Raw genomic sequence first — 16,090 nt, 5'->3', positions numbered from 1 at the left:
GCAGCGGACGGACGCTGCGGCGCTAAGACTCGCCTCAGCGTCCGCCGCTGATCCGCGGCGCCCGTTAACAAGCCAAAACAGATGAAAGCAGATGTTCGAATCCAGTACTGACGCCAAGAAGAAGATCTCGCAGATGCTCGTGAAGCTGGGTGAGGGCTACATCCAAATGGGTGCTACCCGAGAGCTGAGGGAAAACTACCTGCGAACGTTGGCCACGGCATGGAATATTGCCTGCTTGGATCCAAAATTACGAGCCAAGGCGATGAGAGATGCCGTTTCCAAATTCATCGAGGCGAATCCTGGTAAAGAGCATGAGGCATCATGCTATGAAGAGGACATGAAGAAGCTGATTCAAAGGAAACTCAAGCTCTTTCCTCGCTCAAGGGTTCAGGTGGTGGACGTGAAGATTTTTGAGGAAGACGACCAAGAAAAGGTGGCCGTGCTTTCGCTCAGGATATAATTGCGAACAACTGCTTGCACAACGGACCGCCTATGGCGCCGGCCGCCTCCGACGAACAACGGTTGGGGCCATTTTCGGCGCCCTTCCGCGACTCGGTCTCCCGGCAAGAGGGCGTCCTGTGGGGCAGGTGGAAAAGCCGGGTACTCAAACCGAGACCAGAGACGAAGGAAACGGGAAGCAGGAGCGTCTAGAACCGAGACAACACCTTAAGTGTCTCCAAACGCCGTCTTGACAAGGGGGTCCGCCTCACCCTGCAGGGTCCGGTCGAGGCGTTCCACCAGGTCGCGGCGCGGTTTGGTGAAGAAGACGCCGGCGCCGGGGCCGGTTTCGGGGCGCATGCCGCGAAGGAAGAGGTAGAAGACGCCCCCGAAGTGGCTGTCGTAGTCGTAGCCGGGAAGGCGGGCCCGCAGATACCGGTGGAGGGCCACGGTGTAGACGAGCACCTGGAGCGGGTAGCGGTGGGCGTGCATGGCCCGTTCCAGGGAGTCCGCGGCGTAGTCTTCCACGCGGTTTCCCAGGTGGTTGGACTTGTAGTCGGCGATGTAGTAGCGACCGTCGGATCGAAAGGCCAGGTCGATGAAGCCTCGCATGAGCCCCCGCAGGTACCCGAAGCCGAGCCCTTCCAAGGATCTTTCGTAGAACGGCTCTCCCCGGACGGCTTCCGCCAGGGAATCGGGCGTGAGAAGCCCGAGGGAGTAGTGGAATTCCAGCTCGTCCAGCCGGTTCCGGCTTTCGATTCCTCGAAGCTTCAGGCCGTCCGCGTTGAGCGGGGTGTCCAGGACCCGTTCCATCCATTGGACAACCGTGGGCGTCCAGGTTGAATCCAGGCCGTGCCGTCGCAGGGCGTCTTGCACCACCGCTTCCAGTTCCCGTCCCGCGGCCGCGGGAAAATCCAGGTTTTCCAGGATTTCGTGGAGACATTCGCCCGGGCGCGGTCCCCGGGGAAAGAGAAAGACGGGGTCGTCGGCCTCTTCGACCGGGGCCTCCGCGGCGTCGGCCGGGACGGAATCGTAGTCGGGCCCGTGGGGGTCGGCGCCGGAGACCAGGTTGGTGTAGCTGGTGATCCGCCATTCGGGTCCCCAAGCCCGGGAGAAGTTCCGGGCCGCCAGGGAAGGGGCGGTCGCGGCCTGCTGCTTCAGCCTTTCCGGGGTCTCCCAATGGGCGTCTTCCAGGGAGATGATTCCTCCGGAATCCTTCGCCAGTTCGGCCAGCTCCTCCCGCAGGGCCTCTTCGGTCAGTGCATCCATGCGGTTTCCGAAACCGCCCGCGGAACCTTCGCCATCCGGATCCGGAAAGAGCAGCCGGGCCATGGCGGACCGGGACGCCTCGTTGATCTTTCCCCAGGTGGTGACGCACAGGTGCTTGGCGCGGGTGAGGGCCACGTACAGGAGGCGCATCCGCTCGGCCAGGTCCTCCCTTTCCTGCAACGCCCGGTGGTCCTCGATGTCATCGGACCCCAGGTCCACGCAGAGCCTGAGGTCTTCGGGGTCGTGAAACCTCACCGCGTCCCCGTCCCCGGAAGGGCCTCCCGACCAGGGAAACGGCACGAAGACCACCGGGTATTCCAGGCCCTTGCTCCGGTGGATGGTCACCACCTGCACCAGGTTTTCGTCGCTTTCCAGCCGGAGCTGTTCTTCTTCGGCCGCTCGGTGCGAGGCCCTCTTGTCCTGGAGCCACCGCAGGAGCTTTTCCGTTCCCGGGTGGGTCTGGGAGGCCGCGTGCAGGAGTTCCAAAAGATGCAGGATGTTGGTGAGGCGCCGTTCCCCTTCCGGAAGGGAACGCACCCGGCCGGTCACGCCTTCCCCCTTGAGCAGTTCCAGAAGGCCCGAAAGGAATCCGTAACGCCGCCACAGGTCGTGGTAGCGGAAAAACCGCTGCTGGAGGCTTTCCAGGAGCGCTTCGTCGGCATCGAGCCTTCGGATCGAGGGGGCGTCCCAGCCGAGCATTTCCGTGGCCAGGGCTGCCCGGAGGAGCCCCTCGTCGCCGGGATCAGCCAGGGCGGCCAGGATCGCGAGCATCTCTTCCGCTTCTCCGGACGAAAAGACGCTTTCCCGCTGCAGACTCACGCTGGCGATTCCCCGCTTGCGGAGGGCCTTTTGGACCATGTCCCCTTCCCGGTGGGATCGCACCAGCACGGCGATGTCCCGGGTCTTCAGGGGCGCATCGCCGATCCGGGCGCGGCCTTCGGCGGCCAGGTTGAGAAGCCGCGCGATCTCCCCCGCGCAGTCGGCCGCCGCGGCGTCGTAGGCGTCTCCTTTCGTGATGTTCCCTTTGTTGAGCTTCAGCCCTTCGGAGCGGAGAAACCGGATGCGGAAGGCGGCGGGCCGGGTTCCGTCCACCAGGAGGGGGCGGGCGTCGGTTTTTCCGGCGCTTTTCACCGGATGGAACGGGATGTCCTCATCGTAGACGAAGGGCGCCGGGGCCCGCCTGAAAAGGAGGTTCACGGCTTCCACCAGGTCGGACGCCGACCGCCAGTTGGTGTCCATGGTGTAGATGCTGCCTGCGCCGGCATCGCGGCGGGCCTGCATGTAGGCGAAGATGTCCGCCCCGCGGAAGCTGTAGATGGCCTGCTTGGGGTCGCCGATGAGGCACAGGGGCTCGGGGTTTTCGGGAAGATCGTAGATCCGCTGAAAGATCCGGTACTGGACGGGGTCGGTATCCTGGAATTCGTCGATGAGGGCCACGGGAAACCGGTCCCGGATCCGCCGGGCGAGATCCGCCCCGCCGGGCCCGCACAGGGCCTTGTCCAGCGCGTTCAGAAGATCGTCGAAGGAAAGGAGCTCCTCCTGTTCCTTTCTCCGGGCCGTTTCTTCTTCCACGAAGCGGGAGGCGTCCCGGAGGATTCGGATCCTCTGCAGGCGGCTTGTTTCCCGGAGGCGGTCCCGGAACCGGCCGCACAGGTCGAAGAAGGGATGGGACGGGGTGGGCCGGCCCGCCTTGGTCCCCTTTTCTTCCAGCATGGCGGGAGTGAAGCGATAGAAGCCTTCCGGAAGGTCCAGCGGGGTCTCTTCCTGGCCCGCCAGGGCGTCCATGGCGTCCAGGGCCTTTTGGACGACGGAGCTGTTGTAGGACCTTCGGTTGAGGGCGTCGGATTTCCGGAAGAGATCGACGACATCTTCCCGGTACCGTTCCCAGCCGCGCCGGACTTCCCGGAACATCCGGTCCAGCTCGTCGAATCCGGGAACGTCTTCGGGTTGGAGTTCAGGCAAAATCTTCGGAGCGGGGGTTCCCCGTAGCACCTGGAGCGACTGCAGGAGGCCGTCGGGGCCGTTCCAGGTCTGCAAGAACCACCGCGTTTCCGTTTCCCCGGCCCCGGCCAAGGCGCGTCGCCAGAAGTCCGCGGCCGCCTGGCGCCGGAGTTCCTCTTCGTCGGTGGTCAATTCCGGGTGAAAAGGCGCCCCGCTTTCAAAGGCGAATTCCTGGAGCATCCTCATGCAGAAGCCGTGGATCGTGAAGATGGCCGCTTCGTCCAGGCGGCCGGCGGCGTCCCTAAGCTTCCAGGCGGCCCGGGCGAGTCTTTCCGGGTCCAGACGTCCCGCCAGGCCGTCCAGCAGCGGATCCTTCGCCGGGCCGGCTGTCCCGGCCGTCTTGCAAGCGAAATGGTCGGCGGCTTCCCGCAGCCTTTCCCTGAGCCGCCCCCGCAGCTCCTCGGTGGCCGCGTTGGTGAAGGTCACCACCAGGATACGGCCGATGTCCAGGTCCCTTTCCAGGAGGGTCCGGAGGAAGAGGAAGACGATGTTGTAGGTCTTTCCCGTGCCGGCGCTGGCCTCGATGAGGCGCACGCGTTGCGGTGGCCGTTTCCGGGGGTCTGGGGGTTTGCTGCTGTGATCTGCGGGGTGCTTGCCGTGTCTCCTGGCTCTTTGTTGGCTTGTTTGGCGCGCTCCTGGGTGGTTGTCCTGTCCTTTTTTTTCTGTTTGCGTTGCTTTGGGGTTCTCTTTGCTTTTTTCGGCGCGGTTTTTCCGGGTTTCTGTCTCGCGGCGTTGTTCGCGGTTGGGGTTCCAGGCCGTCCCTGCGCGGCTTTTCTATGTCTGGGGGGGCTTTCGGCGCGCTCTTGGGGTGCGCTCCGTGGGAGAACGTTGTTCCGTCCGGTTTTCGGACGGGCTCGTGTGGGACGCGCCGGTGGTTGTTGGGGTTCTTTTTGCTCTTGCTCCGGTGGCCTGGAGGATGGGATGGAAGACGGCGCGGGCGATCCGGCGAAAGTCGTCGTCCAGGGGATCCCTTCCGCGGAACGCCGTGGCGACGCAGGCATGGAAGCCTTCAGCCCTTTGGTTGTAGTCGTTCTTTAAGGTGCCCTCGCACCGGGTCCGGAGGGTGTCCGGCGGCTGGCCCTTGGCGGCTCCGGCAGCGAATTCCCAGCTGGTGTCGGGAAAGAAGGGTATCGGTCTTTCCTGCCCTTGCCGCCAGAGGTCCAGGAGGGTGCGCAGGTGATCTTCGGGCTCCGGCACTTCGCCTAAGCGAAAGACCACGTCCTTGGCCACGTGAACACTTTCCAGGGCGACTCCCGGGGGACGTACGGCTCAGAGGGCCAGGTGGCGGATGCCCAGGCGGATCCGGTCCTTGCCCTTGATTTTCGCCGGGCGCACCTGCATCAGGCCCCGTTCCGTCACCTGGGGAATCCAGCCCCGGAGCCGCACACTTCCGAGATCCAGGTCCACCTCCACCGCCTTCCTGGATGTTCCCGCCCATTCCCGCGCCCTTTCCGCCATCTCCTCCATGGCCCGAAAGGTGTCTCGAAAGACCACCTTCCCGGCCGCTCCCTGGGGGAGCACCCCCCGGGCGCGGAGGAGTTCCCAGGTTTCTTCGGGATCCCGCCCGTCCAGGACCGCCTGGAAGATGTCCGTTTCCACCCGGTATCGGTCCAGCCCCGCCACGGTGAAGGGCTCTTCGTCCTGGATCGGGTCTTCCTCCCGGTAGGGGGTCATGCCCAGCGCCTTTTCCAGGAACCACCGGGACGGGTTTTCGAAAAAGCGCACTAGATCCTCCAGGTTCACTTCCGGTACGGTATGGACTCCCGCTTGCGCGGGAGTGACGGTTTGAGAAGTTCCCGTATGGTTTCCCGGGTCCGTGTGGCCGGGAAAGAACGGCGGCGTCTCGTCCCGTTCTTCCGTCCTGGCGGCTTCCAGCCACTGCCGGTCGTAGGAGAAAAGCCTCGGGTCGGATCCGTCGTAGAGGCGGCGGCTGAAGGGCTGGAGCGGGTGGCGCACCACGATGTCCGCCGACGGCGGCCGCCCGTCCGAAAGCACCCGGGATCCGTCCAGGTAGTCCAGCAGTTCCGACACCAGGACGCTCGGAACCCGCTCGCTGTCGTCCCGGATGTCCCGGCCCACGTAGCTCACGTAGAAGACGTCCCGGGCCGAAAGCAGGGCTTCCAGAAAAAGGAACCGGTCTTCCCGGTTGCGCAGCCGGTCCCCGGGCTGCGGATCCCGGGCCGCCAGGTCGAACTGCGGCGGGTGGTCCATGCGGGGAAAGTCGGAGTCGTTCATGCCCAGAAGGCACACCACCCGGAAGGGAATGGTGCGCATGGGAACCAGGTTGCAGAAGGTGACGCCTCCGGAAAGGAAGCGGCGGATGCTGGGGGCCGAATCCAGGAGCGCGCCCAGGTGGGCCTGCACCACCTGGACGGAAACGGGCTCGGTCATGCCGGCCAGGTCCGCGAAGCCGCGGAACCGGTCCAGGGCCCTGCGGAACGAACGGAGGCTCCCTTCCCATTCCCCTTCCGGGTGGAAGAAGTCGTCCAGGAGCCGGTTCAGGAGTTCCTGCCAGCGGGACGGAGGGTGGGCTTCCTTGAGGGTTTCCTGCCAGAAGGCGATCCGGTCCAGCAGGTCCTGGAGCTTTCCCAGGCACTCGGCCCAGGCCGCTTCCACGTGGGGATAGGCGAGTATCCGGCCGCAGAAGATCTCCCGGGGCGGCAGGGCGTAGCCCGCAAAGAGCCGGTCCAGGCCCATCTGCCACGTGTTGGCGGGGTCCGCCGGCAGTCCCCATTGCTTCTTTCTCTCGCCGTCCAGGCCCCACCGGATGCCCGTTTCCCGGACCCAGGTGCGGATCCGGGCGAGGTCGTCCGGGGTGAGGTCGAACCGGGCGGCCACGGCGGGCGTTTCCATCAAGGAGAGCACATCGGAGGCGGTGAGGCGCCGGCGGGGGAGGCTCAGCATCTCCAGGATCTTTTCCAGCAGGGGATCTTCCAGGGGGGCTTTTCGTTCCGACAGGTTCCACGGGATGCGCGGGTCGTCCCGGGTGCCGAAAACGGCCTCCACGTAGGGGGCGTAGACGTCGATGTCCGGCGCCATGATCACGATGTCTTCGGGTGCGAGGTCCGGCAAGTGGTCCAGCATCCAGGCGATCCGGTCGTGGAGCGCCTGCACTTCCCGCATGGGGGAATGGCAGGCGTGGACCTGGATGGACGCATCCGGCCCGCTGAGGGGCTGCTTCGCGTCGGGGTCTTTGGGGCGGCCATCTGCCAGGTGAAAGATGTCGTGTTGCACGCATCCCAGAAGGGAGGCGGGGGCGGGTTCTTCGAAGAGGTCTTCTTCCAGCGCCTCCGTCTCTTCGTGGATCTTCTGGAGGCTGTCGAAGAAGAATTTCCCGGACTGGGCCCACGATCCCATGAGCGGGTTGGCGTCGTCGGCGAAGGCGGACGTCGGGGCCCCGGTTCGGGCTTCCCGCCGGATCCGCTGCTTTTCCGTTTCCACGTCGCCCCAATAGGCGCCGCTGGGATTGGGGTAGTAGAGGGTCACGGGAAGTTGGGAGGCCAGGCGGACGAAGACTTCCAGGTGCACGGGGGCCAGATGGTTCACGCCGAAGAGGCTCACCCGGCGCGGAAGGGCTTCCGGCCGTTCGGGCGCCCGGCCGCCGCCCGCGGCCTTGCGGAACTGTTGGTGAAGACGGGCCTGGTGCGGTTCTCCGATGGCTTCCGCCAGGCGGCGCCACAGCACCGGTTGCCAGCCTTCCCCGTTCCCGTCTTCCCAGGAAAGGAGCATCTCCTGCCGATAGACCAGGTAGCGGTCGAAGACGGCGGCGATCCGTTCCGCCAGCTGGTAGGCCTTGAGGCCCAGGGGATCTTCCGAAATGTAGCGCCGAAGGTCCGCGAATTCCTCCCGATCCAGGAAGTCGGGAAGGTGCCGGAAGATGTGCCAGGTGAGCACCGGGCGGCTCCAGGATTCCGGCTGGATCTCTAGGCCCAGCCATGCCCCGTAGACCGTCCGGACCAGGTCCGCGGGGACGAGAAAGCGGATGTTGGCCGCAACGCCCGCGGTGACGGCCAGCCGGTGGGTGAGCCACCGGGCCATCCCCATGTCCTGCACCACCACGGTTTCCGGTTCCAGGGGATCCGGAGGCGGCGAAGAGATGTCCCTCGCAAAGGCTTCGAAAAGTCTTTCCGTTCGGTTGCTCTGAACTGTCCGCCACATCGTTGGGATCTCCCGGGGGATGGGTCCGCGCGTTGTCACAGGGTCGACGATGGATGCCGCGTCCGAAGATATGCCACAGGGCCGCCCTCATCACAAGCCGTTGGGAAGGGAGTCGGGCGACGTCCGCCTTTTCGTGGGGGCGGCGGGGTGTGGAGGGATGTGAGCTGAAAATGTAACGTGAGAGAGAACCGCGAATGGGCGCAAATGGGCGTCTTGCGTCGCGGGAGCGGCCTTGGCCGTCGGATCGCCGGCCAGCCGGCACCTACTTACATCTGACGATCATGGCGAAGCTCGCCATCCCGTATGGATGAAAGAGGGGGCCCGGGCGAGGGCCTTTCGTGGGAGCGCCGCAAGGCGCGATTTTCTTTGCGTGACCGCGCGGCTGTTGGATTGCCGGCCACCCCCATCGCGGCTTGCGCCGCTCCCACAAGAGACCCAAGCCAAAGTTGTTTTCACAACAAGATGTCCCGCTCCCTCATTTCTGATCATGATGCTTTCTTTGCGCCTTTGCGTGAGACTTTTTTGCCTTCCGCCAAGCCGCCATTTTCTTTCACATTGAATTGGACGATTCTTTCTCATGGGCAGGTCCTGAAGGGCGGGCGTAAAGCCCGCCCCTACGAAGGGGACTGGACCTGTTGGGTAGGGGCGGGGTCTATCTCCGCCCGCTAATCGTGCGGAGATAAGAAGAATACAGTACCCGCGAGGCTTGTCCCCGGCTTGAACGGGGAGCAGGGATCCAGGATTTCCAGTAAGTTATGGACTCCCGCTTGCGCGGGAGTGACGGTTGGGGGAGTTTTCAAACAGGCGCCTACTCCACCTTGAAGAACTTTTCCTTTTTGGCGCCGCACACGGGGCAACGCTCGGGGGGCTCGTCGGCCACCGTGTAGCCGCAGATGGGGCACAGGAACCAGTCCTTCACGGGGAAGTTTTCCGGATCCTTCAGGGCCTCTTCATAGAGGGACGCGTGGACCTTTTCCACCTCGTTGGCGTAGGTGAAGCTGATCTCCGCCTGGCGATGGCCTTCCGCCTTGGCGTCTTCGATCATCTGGGGATACATGCTCTTGAATTCGTGGGTTTCGCCGGCGATGGCTTCCTGGAGGTTCTCCTTGGTGCTCCGGATGCCCTTGAGAACCCTCAGGTGCTTGTGGGCGTGGATCGTTTCCGCCGCGGCGGCGGCTTCAAACAGCTTGGCGACTCCGGGATAGCCCTCCTCACGGGCCTTTTCCGCAAAGGCCAGGTACTTGCGGTTGGCCTGGGATTCGCCTGCAAACGCTTCCTTCAGATGTTCTTCCACCTTTGACATACGTACCTCCATGGTCCATGTGGTTTCACGTTAAAGGGGCTCTTGTCGGATGGTCGGCCCGGGACGGGCCGTGGAAACCAATCCCTTGAAAGCTAAGAGCGGGCCCGTGGGGTGTCAACACGCGCGGGCGGCTCCTTTCTTGACACATTCCGGCGGATTTGGAAGGATACAAAACCGAATGTTCCCGCTCTCCCTCTGACGATTCCCCGCGAAAGATCCTTTGATTCCATTCCCGCTGAAGCCGGTTCCTTTCGACTTTCCACAGAGGTCTGCAGGCGTTGTCCATCGTCCTTTGATCAAAACAGGAGGTGACCATGAGTGAGGTCTTTACCGTGGGCATGAAGAAGGAACTGACCCTGAAGACCCAGCCGGAACATTCGGCCCGCCGCTTTTACGAAAACCTTCCCGACGTCTTCGCCACCCCCTTTCTGGGGGGACTCATGGAGCAGGTTTCGGCCATGCTCATCGACGAGCACCTGGAGCCGGGCATGCAGTCCGTGGGCATGTCCATGAACCTGAAGCACCTGGCTCCCACGCCCCTGGGCATGGAAGTGCGGGTGGTGACCGAGGTGACGGCCGTGGAAGGGCGCAAGCTCACCTTCAGGCTGGAAGCCTACGACGAGGTGGAAAAGATCGGGGAGGCCACCCACGAGCGGTTCATCATCAAGGCGGACAAGTTCAACGCCCGGGTGGAGGAAAAGGCCCGCAAGGCGGCCGAGTCCTGAGAGCTTGTCCAAAATGTTTTTCCGGCATGGAAGGCCGGGACCCCCCTTCTCATTGTAGCCGCGGGGCTTCAGCCCCGCGGAAAGGGTCATCGTAACTCCATGAAGTGACAGGAAACAGGCTATGGCTTATCCGACGGCCGGGGATTCTTCTGCAGCCCTGAAGGGCTGCGCTACGAGAAAAGAGGTCGTCCGCGGCGTTCCCAGGCAAGCTCCTGAGGGGGCCGCCCGAGCGCCGCACCGCGCGGAGAAAAGAGGTCCCCGTGCGAGGGCCTTTGCCGTCCTATCACACGAACCCGAACCGGGAGGGCGCCATGGGAGTGCAGCAGCTGGATGCGTTTTTTCGGCCGCGGAGCGTGGCCGTGATCGGCGCTTCGGAAAGTCCGGAGAAGCTGGGTCACGAGATCCTGCGGAACATCCTGGAAGGGGGATTCCCCGGGGCCATCTATCCCATCAATCCCAAGAGTGAGACCATCCTGGGGCTGCAGTGCTTCAAGAACGTCAAGGAGGTTCCCGACGGGGTGGACCTGGCCGTGATCATCATTCCGGCCCGCTTCGTTCCGCAGGCCGTCGCCGACTGCGGAGAAAAGGGCGTGCAGGCCGCCGTGGTGATCACGGGAGGATTCAGCGAGGCGGGGCCGGAAGGGGAGGCGCTCCAGCAGGAGGTGGTGCGGGTGGCCCGGGAGGGCGGCGTGCGCCTCATCGGGCCCAACTGCCAGGGGGTGAACAACCCCTACCATCCCCTGTGCGCGTCCTGGCCGCTGCTCCAGCGCCAGGGCCGGGTGGCGGTCATCAGCCAGAGCGGCACGGTGGGCGCGGCCATGATGGACTGGTTTTCCGACGAAGAGCTGGGCGTGTCGTGCTTCGTCAGCCTGGGGAACCGGGCGGACGTGGACGAGACGGACCTCATCCGCTACTTCGATCAGGATCCCAACACCCGGGTGATCGCCTTGTACCTGGAGGGGATCAAACGGCCGGCGGAGTTTCGCCGGGCCATCGACGAAGCCGGCAAGCCCGTGGTGGTCCTCAAGGCCGGACGCACTCCCAGGGGAAAGGTGGCGGCCGAATCCCACACCAAGTCCCTGGCGGGGGCGGATGCGGTCTATTCGTCCCTTTTCAAAGCGCACCGGGTGGTGCGGGCGGAAACCATCCAGGAATTCTACGACTTCGCCAAGGCTCTCGCCTACCTCAATCCGCCGCCGGGAAACCGCATCCTTTTCATCACCACGTCGGGAGGAGCGGCCATCCTGGCCACCGATACGGCCGAAAGGGAGGGGCTGGACGTGGCGCCGCTTCCCGCCGAACTGGCCGACGCCCTGGAAGGGGTGATTCCGGCCCACGCCATTCGGGCCAACCCGCTGGATCTCACCGGGGACGCCCATGCGGCCATGTACCAGGCGGTCCTGGAACGGGCCCGGCCCTATTACGACATCATGGGCATCATCTTCGGGGATCCGGTGGCCGACGCCTCCACGGTGGTCACCCCGGGCGCTCATGAAGTGGTCATTTTCCTGGGCGGGGCGGACGTGGAGAAGGTGGAGCGAAAGAAGATGCACCTCAACGGCATTCCGGTCTTTCCAACTCCCGAGCGGGGTGTGCGCGCCCTGGCGCAGCTGCTCCCGCCCGAAAAGAAGCGCAAGCCGGCCCGAACCACGGTTCCCGCGTCTCCGGCCGGCGGCAGGCATCCGAGCCTCAGCGAATGCCTGGAGTTCCTTGAAAACCATGGGTTTGAGTGCGTCTGCCATCGGTTCGCGGAAAGCCCGGGCAAGGCGGTCCATCTGGCCAACCAGCTGGGCTTTCCCGTGGCGCTCAAGATCGACAGCCCGGACATCCTCCACAAGTCCGACGTGGGAGGCGTGCGCCTGGGACTCCGGTCGGGCCAGGAGGTGCGGAAGGCCTATGAGGAGATGATGGAAAGCGCCCGAAAGGCCCGGCCCGACGCCGACATCCGGGGCGCGGTGGTGAGCTGCATGGCTTCGGCGGGCCTGGAGGTGATCCTGGGCATGAACCGGGATCCCCAGTTCGGCCCGGTGATCCTCTTCGGTCTGGGCGGCGTGACGGTGGAGCTCTTCCGGGACGTGGCCATGCGGATCCTTCCCATCACCCGGGAAGACGCCTTTGCCATGATGGAGGAGATCCAGGCGGCGCCGCTTCTCGACGGCTACCGCGGCGCGCCCCCGGTGGACAAGGAGGCGCTGGCCGACGCCATCCTCAAGCTGGCCCATCTGGCTGAAACCCACGAAGACATCATGGAAATCGACCTGAACCCCGTCTTCGCCTATTCGGAAGGCCTGGTGGTGGCGGACGCCCGGATCATCTGGCGGGGAGCGTGAGTCGTGAGTCGTAAGTCGTGAGGCGTGAGGGAAAACGCGGGACGGTAGGGGCGAAAGATCTTTCGCCCCTGCGCTCCCGGATTTCCGCCGGATGCATCATTCCCGCGGAAGCGGGGATCCGAAGATCGCCTCCAGTTCACCGAGTCTTGCCGGATCCAGCGGCTCGGGCAGACGCCCGCCGAAGAGCCTTGCGGCCAGCAGGCACCGGGCCGCATGTTCCAGCTTTTCCAGCCGGTAGAAGGCCTGGCGCAGGTTTTCGCCCACGGTGAGAGATCCGTGGCGTTCCAGCAGAACGGCCTGATGCCGATCCACGAAGGGGGCGATGGCCCGGGGGACCTCTTCCGTGGACGGGGTGGCGTAGGGCGCCGTGGGGACCGGGCCCACCGAGATCCAGACTTCTGGAAAGACATCGGCCGGGAACGGAATTCCGGCCAGGGTCAGGGCGGTGAGAAGGGGCGGATGGGCGTGGACCACCGCGTGCACGTCCGGACGCCTTTCGTAGACCAAAAGGTGCATGCGGATTTCGCTGGAGGGCTTGCCTGCGCCGTCTCGCACCTCACCGTGCCGGTCCACCACCAGGAGCTCTTCCGCCTCCACATCACCCTTGGGCCGTCCGCTGGGGGTGATGAGAAAACGATCGTTATCCAGGCGGCAGCTCACGTTGCCGTCGCTTGCCGCCACGAGCCCTTCCCGGGCGAGCTGCCGACAGATCCGGATCATCTCCCGCCTCATGGGGCCGTCCGGCCCGCCTTCCCACCTCTTGCGCATGAACGTCTCTCCGTTTTCTTCATTTTCCGGGGGGTGTGTGCTAGATTCGCCGGGATCTTTCCAAAATACCGCCATCTCATAGCACGGGACCGCCCTGGACGCCAGATGCGCCGGGGGCGGCCCCATTATCAAGGAGGAAAAGAACCCCCATGATTCGTTGGTTCAGAAGGAAGAAAGAGGACGCACCGGCGCAAGAGCCCCCGGTGGAAAGGGAAGAGGCTGCGGAAGTTCCTGAAGGTGAGCAGGAACCGGCCGGCCGGGATGCCGTCGAGATGTGCGAGGACGAGAGGGGCCGGGAGGCAGCGGAAGCGGCCGCCGGCCATGAGGAGCCCGAAGAGGCACCCTCTGAGGAAACGACGGAGAGCGCCGGCGAGATACCGGAAGAGAGCGCCGAAGAAGCGGAAGAGAGCGCCCAAAGGGGGCGCTTCTTCTCCCGCCTCCGGGAACGCCTCCACCGAAGCCGGGAACGGCTGGCCGACCGGGTGGACCGGCTGGTGCTGGGCAAGAAGACCATCGATGCAGACGTGATGGACGACCTGGAAGAGATCCTCATCACGTCCGATCTGGGCGTGCAGGCCACCCAGTTGCTGCTGGAAAGGGTGAGCGATCGGGTCAAACGCAAGGAGCTCCAGGATCCGGCGCGCCTCCGGGAAGCCCTCCGCGAGGAGATCGCCCGGATCCTTTCCGTGGACGCGCCCCCCTTTGATCCTGCCGCCGCCAAGCCCTTCGTCATCATGGTCATCGGCGTGAACGGCGTGGGCAAGACCACCACCATCGGCAAACTGGCCCGTCGGATCAAGACGTCCGGGCTTTCGCCCCTGCTGGTGGCCGGGGATACCTTCCGGGCGGCGGCCATCGAGCAGCTGGAACGATGGGGAGAGCGGATCGACGTGCCGGTCATCCGGCAAAAGAGCGGAGCGGATCCGTCGGCCGTGGCCTTCGACGCCCTGGACGCCGCCCAGGCCCGCAAGGCGGACGTGGTCATCGTGGACACCGCCGGGCGCATGCACACCAAGGTGAACCTGATGGAGGAACTCAAGAAGGTCCACCGGGTGATCCAGAAGAAGATGCCCACGGCGCCCCACGAAATCCTTCTGGTCCTGGACGCCACCACGGGTCAGAACGCCATCAGCCAGGCGCGCCTCTTCCGGGAAGCCATGAACATCACGGGCCTCATCCTCACCAAGCTGGACGGCACCGCCAAGGGGGGCGTCATCGTCCCCATCTGCCATGAGCTGAAGCTGCCCGTGCGCTTCATCGGGATCGGAGAAGGGATGGACGATTTGCGGCCCTTTGATCCCCGGGAGTTCGCCGAGGCCCTTCTCTAAGAGCGTGTCCGAGAACGCCGCGGACGACCTCTTTTCTCGTAGCGCAGCCCTTTAGGGCTGCGGAGGAATCCCCGGTTGTCGGATAGGCCATCGCATACGGCCGGCGACTTCAAGGTGTTACGATGGCCCTTTCCGCGGGGCTGAAGCCCCGCGGCTACGAGGAGGACCCAAATTCCTCGGCCTTGTAAGTCGGAGAGCCATTGTCGGACGGGCTCCTAGGAGCTTGTCCGAGAACGGCAAATTTGCCTGGTTCAACGCCCATTCGTCATCCCCGCGAAAGCGGGGATCCAGGATCACCGGCAAGTTATGGACTCCCGCTTGCGCGGGAGAGACGGGTGGAGGCGTTTTTGGACAACCTCCGAGGCGGGCGAGACGCGCATGGATCTTTCTGCACGAGGCGGCTTGCCGGCCATGCGGATCGGGACTCGCGCCCACGGGCGCGGAAGGTGTGGCCACTGTAGGGGCGAAAGATCTTTCGCCCCTGCGGGCAGCGCCGCGATCAAGTCCTCCGCGCCTGGCTTCTTGCTCCTTCCCCATACGCTCTTGGCCCTCAAACAAGGAGACGTGCCATGTCGGGCCCATTTGAAGGCATTCGGGTGTTGGATCTTTCGCGGCTGCTTCCCGGCCCCTTTTGCTCCATGCTCCTGGCGGATCTGGGAGCCGACGTGATCAAGGTGGAAGATCCCAAGGTGGGGGACTACATCCGGTGGTGGCCGCCCAAGATCGGCGCCAACAGCGGCTTCCACGTGGTGCTCAACCGAAACAAGCGGTCCCTCACGTTGAACCTCAAGGAACCGGCCGGCCGCGACGTGTTCGTCCGGCTGGCGGCCTCGGCGGACGTGGTGCTGGAGGGCTTCCGCCCCGGCGTCATGGACCGCCTGGGGGTGGGCTATGGGGCTCTGCGGGAGGTCAATCCCCGGATCATCTACTGCGCCATCACCGGATACGGCCAGGACGGACCCAGGGCGGATCGCGCGGGGCACGACATCAACTATCTGGCCCTGAGCGGCGTTCTGTCCTACTGCGGCCGGGGCGGAGATCCCGTGGTGCCCGGTGTTCAGATCGGCGACCTGGGCGGCGGGGCGCTCACGGCCGCCTTCAGCATCGCGGCGGCTCTCTTCTGGAGGGAGCGGACCGGGGAAGGCCAGATGATCGACATATCCATGACGGACGGAGCCGCCGCCTGGAACTGCCTGAGATGGGGAAAGTTCCTGGCCGACGGCCGGGTTCCCGAACCCGGCGACGACCTTCTGAACCACGGCCTGGCCTGCTACGACGTGTACCGCACCCGGGACGGCCGGCACATGAGCCTGGGGGCCCTGGAGCCCCAGTTCTGGAAGGCGTTCTGCCGGGTGATGGGCCGGCCGGACTGGGACCGGCCGGACTACTTCCAGCCCGGACCGCACCAGAAGGAACTGAGGGATCAGGTGGCGGAGGCTTTCGCCGGGAAGACCCAGGCCCAGTGGGTCCGGATCTTCGAGGCGGAGGATTGCTGCTGCGAACCCGTTCTGAACCTGGCCGAAGTCCTGGACGATGAAGCCATGCGGCACCGGCGGATGGTGGTGGAGCTGCACCACCAGGCCTGGGGCGCCTACCGGCAGATGGGGCTGGCTCCCAAGTTTTCAAAAACCTCCGGAGAGATCCGAACTCACGCCCCCGACCTGGGAGAACACACCCGGGACGTGCTCCTGGAGGCGGGCTACGACGAGGGGGCCATCGAGAAACTTCGGGCGGAAGGTGTCGTTTGATGTGAAGAAAAACCGCGAATGA

7 protein-coding genes and 2 pseudogenes are annotated in these 16,090 nt (G+C 64.7%); 5 read left to right on the top strand and 4 right to left on the bottom strand.

Annotation, left to right across the window (positions count from 1 at the left end):
• Positions 1 to 91 precede the first annotated feature (91 nt).
• Complete coding sequence (locus BUB04_RS08415) at positions 92 to 460, top strand: hypothetical protein (RefSeq protein ID WP_073038556.1); 369 nt, start codon at positions 92 to 94, stop codon at positions 458 to 460.
• Positions 461 to 666: 206 nt separating this feature from the next.
• On the opposite strand, the pseudogene recB reads toward BUB04_RS08415, so the two are convergent.
• The 3 genes and pseudogenes from recB to BUB04_RS08395 all read right to left on the bottom strand — a co-directional run.
• Positions 667 to 4,257: pseudogene (gene recB / locus BUB04_RS08410) on the bottom strand (exodeoxyribonuclease V subunit beta); the annotation flags it as partial.
• Between the two features lie 225 nt (positions 4,258 to 4,482).
• Positions 4,483 to 7,866: pseudogene (gene recC, locus BUB04_RS08400) on the bottom strand (exodeoxyribonuclease V subunit gamma).
• 808 nt (positions 7,867 to 8,674) lie between these two features.
• Complete coding sequence (locus tag BUB04_RS08395) at positions 8,675 to 9,169, bottom strand: rubrerythrin family protein (protein ID WP_073038552.1); 495 nt, start codon at positions 9,167 to 9,169, stop codon at positions 8,675 to 8,677.
• 314 nt (positions 9,170 to 9,483) lie between these two features.
• On the opposite strand from BUB04_RS08395, the gene BUB04_RS08390 reads away from it, so the two are divergent.
• Positions 9,484 to 9,894, top strand: a complete 411-nt coding sequence (locus BUB04_RS08390) for a thioesterase family protein (RefSeq protein WP_073038551.1) — start codon at positions 9,484 to 9,486, stop codon at positions 9,892 to 9,894.
• A 311-nt stretch (positions 9,895 to 10,205) separates the two neighbouring features.
• Positions 10,206 to 12,224 carry an acetate--CoA ligase family protein gene (locus tag BUB04_RS08385; RefSeq protein WP_073038550.1) on the top strand — a complete coding sequence of 673 codons (2,019 nt, stop codon included), beginning with the start codon at positions 10,206 to 10,208 and terminating at the stop codon, positions 12,222 to 12,224.
• Positions 12,225 to 12,320: 96 nt separating this feature from the next.
• On the opposite strand, the gene BUB04_RS08380 is transcribed toward BUB04_RS08385, so the two are convergent.
• A complete protein-coding gene (locus tag BUB04_RS08380) occupies positions 12,321 to 12,992 on the bottom strand; it encodes a class II aldolase/adducin family protein (RefSeq protein WP_073038549.1) in 672 nt (223 codons plus the stop codon).
• A 149-nt stretch (positions 12,993 to 13,141) separates the two neighbouring features.
• Here BUB04_RS08380 and ftsY point away from each other — a divergent pair, with 149 nt between their 5' ends.
• Positions 13,142 to 14,320 carry a signal recognition particle-docking protein FtsY gene (gene ftsY / locus BUB04_RS08375; RefSeq protein ID WP_073038548.1) on the top strand — a complete coding sequence of 393 codons (1,179 nt, stop codon included), beginning with the start codon at positions 13,142 to 13,144 and terminating at the stop codon, positions 14,318 to 14,320.
• A gap of 569 nt (positions 14,321 to 14,889) precedes the next feature.
• The gene (locus tag BUB04_RS08370; protein WP_073038547.1) at positions 14,890 to 16,068 is read left to right on the top strand and encodes a CaiB/BaiF CoA transferase family protein; all 1,179 of its coding nucleotides are present in this window, start codon (positions 14,890 to 14,892) and stop codon (positions 16,066 to 16,068) included.
• The last annotated feature ends 22 nt before the right edge of the window (positions 16,069 to 16,090 follow it).

Origin of the sequence: Desulfacinum infernum DSM 9756 (genome assembly GCF_900129305.1) — a bacterium.
Classification (GTDB): domain Bacteria; phylum Desulfobacterota; class Syntrophobacteria; order Syntrophobacterales; family DSM-9756; genus Desulfacinum; species Desulfacinum infernum.
This window is presented reverse-complemented; position numbering and strand designations above follow the sequence as displayed.

What these genes read in the sequence shown, in the direction of transcription:
- BUB04_RS08415 (WP_073038556.1), top strand. Translation starts at nt 92, where the DNA reads ATGTTCGAATCCAGTACTGACGCCAAGAAGAAGATCTCGCAGATGCTC.
- BUB04_RS08395 (WP_073038552.1), bottom strand. Translation starts at nt 9,169, where the DNA reads ATGTCAAAGGTGGAAGAACATCTGAAGGAAGCGTTTGCAGGCGAATCC.
- BUB04_RS08390 (WP_073038551.1), top strand. Translation starts at nt 9,484, where the DNA reads ATGAGTGAGGTCTTTACCGTGGGCATGAAGAAGGAACTGACCCTGAAG.
- BUB04_RS08385 (WP_073038550.1), top strand. Translation starts at nt 10,206, where the DNA reads ATGGGAGTGCAGCAGCTGGATGCGTTTTTTCGGCCGCGGAGCGTGGCC.
- BUB04_RS08380 (WP_073038549.1), bottom strand. Translation starts at nt 12,992, where the DNA reads ATGCGCAAGAGGTGGGAAGGCGGGCCGGACGGCCCCATGAGGCGGGAG.
- ftsY (WP_073038548.1), top strand. Translation starts at nt 13,142, where the DNA reads ATGATTCGTTGGTTCAGAAGGAAGAAAGAGGACGCACCGGCGCAAGAG.
- BUB04_RS08370 (WP_073038547.1), top strand. Translation starts at nt 14,890, where the DNA reads ATGTCGGGCCCATTTGAAGGCATTCGGGTGTTGGATCTTTCGCGGCTG.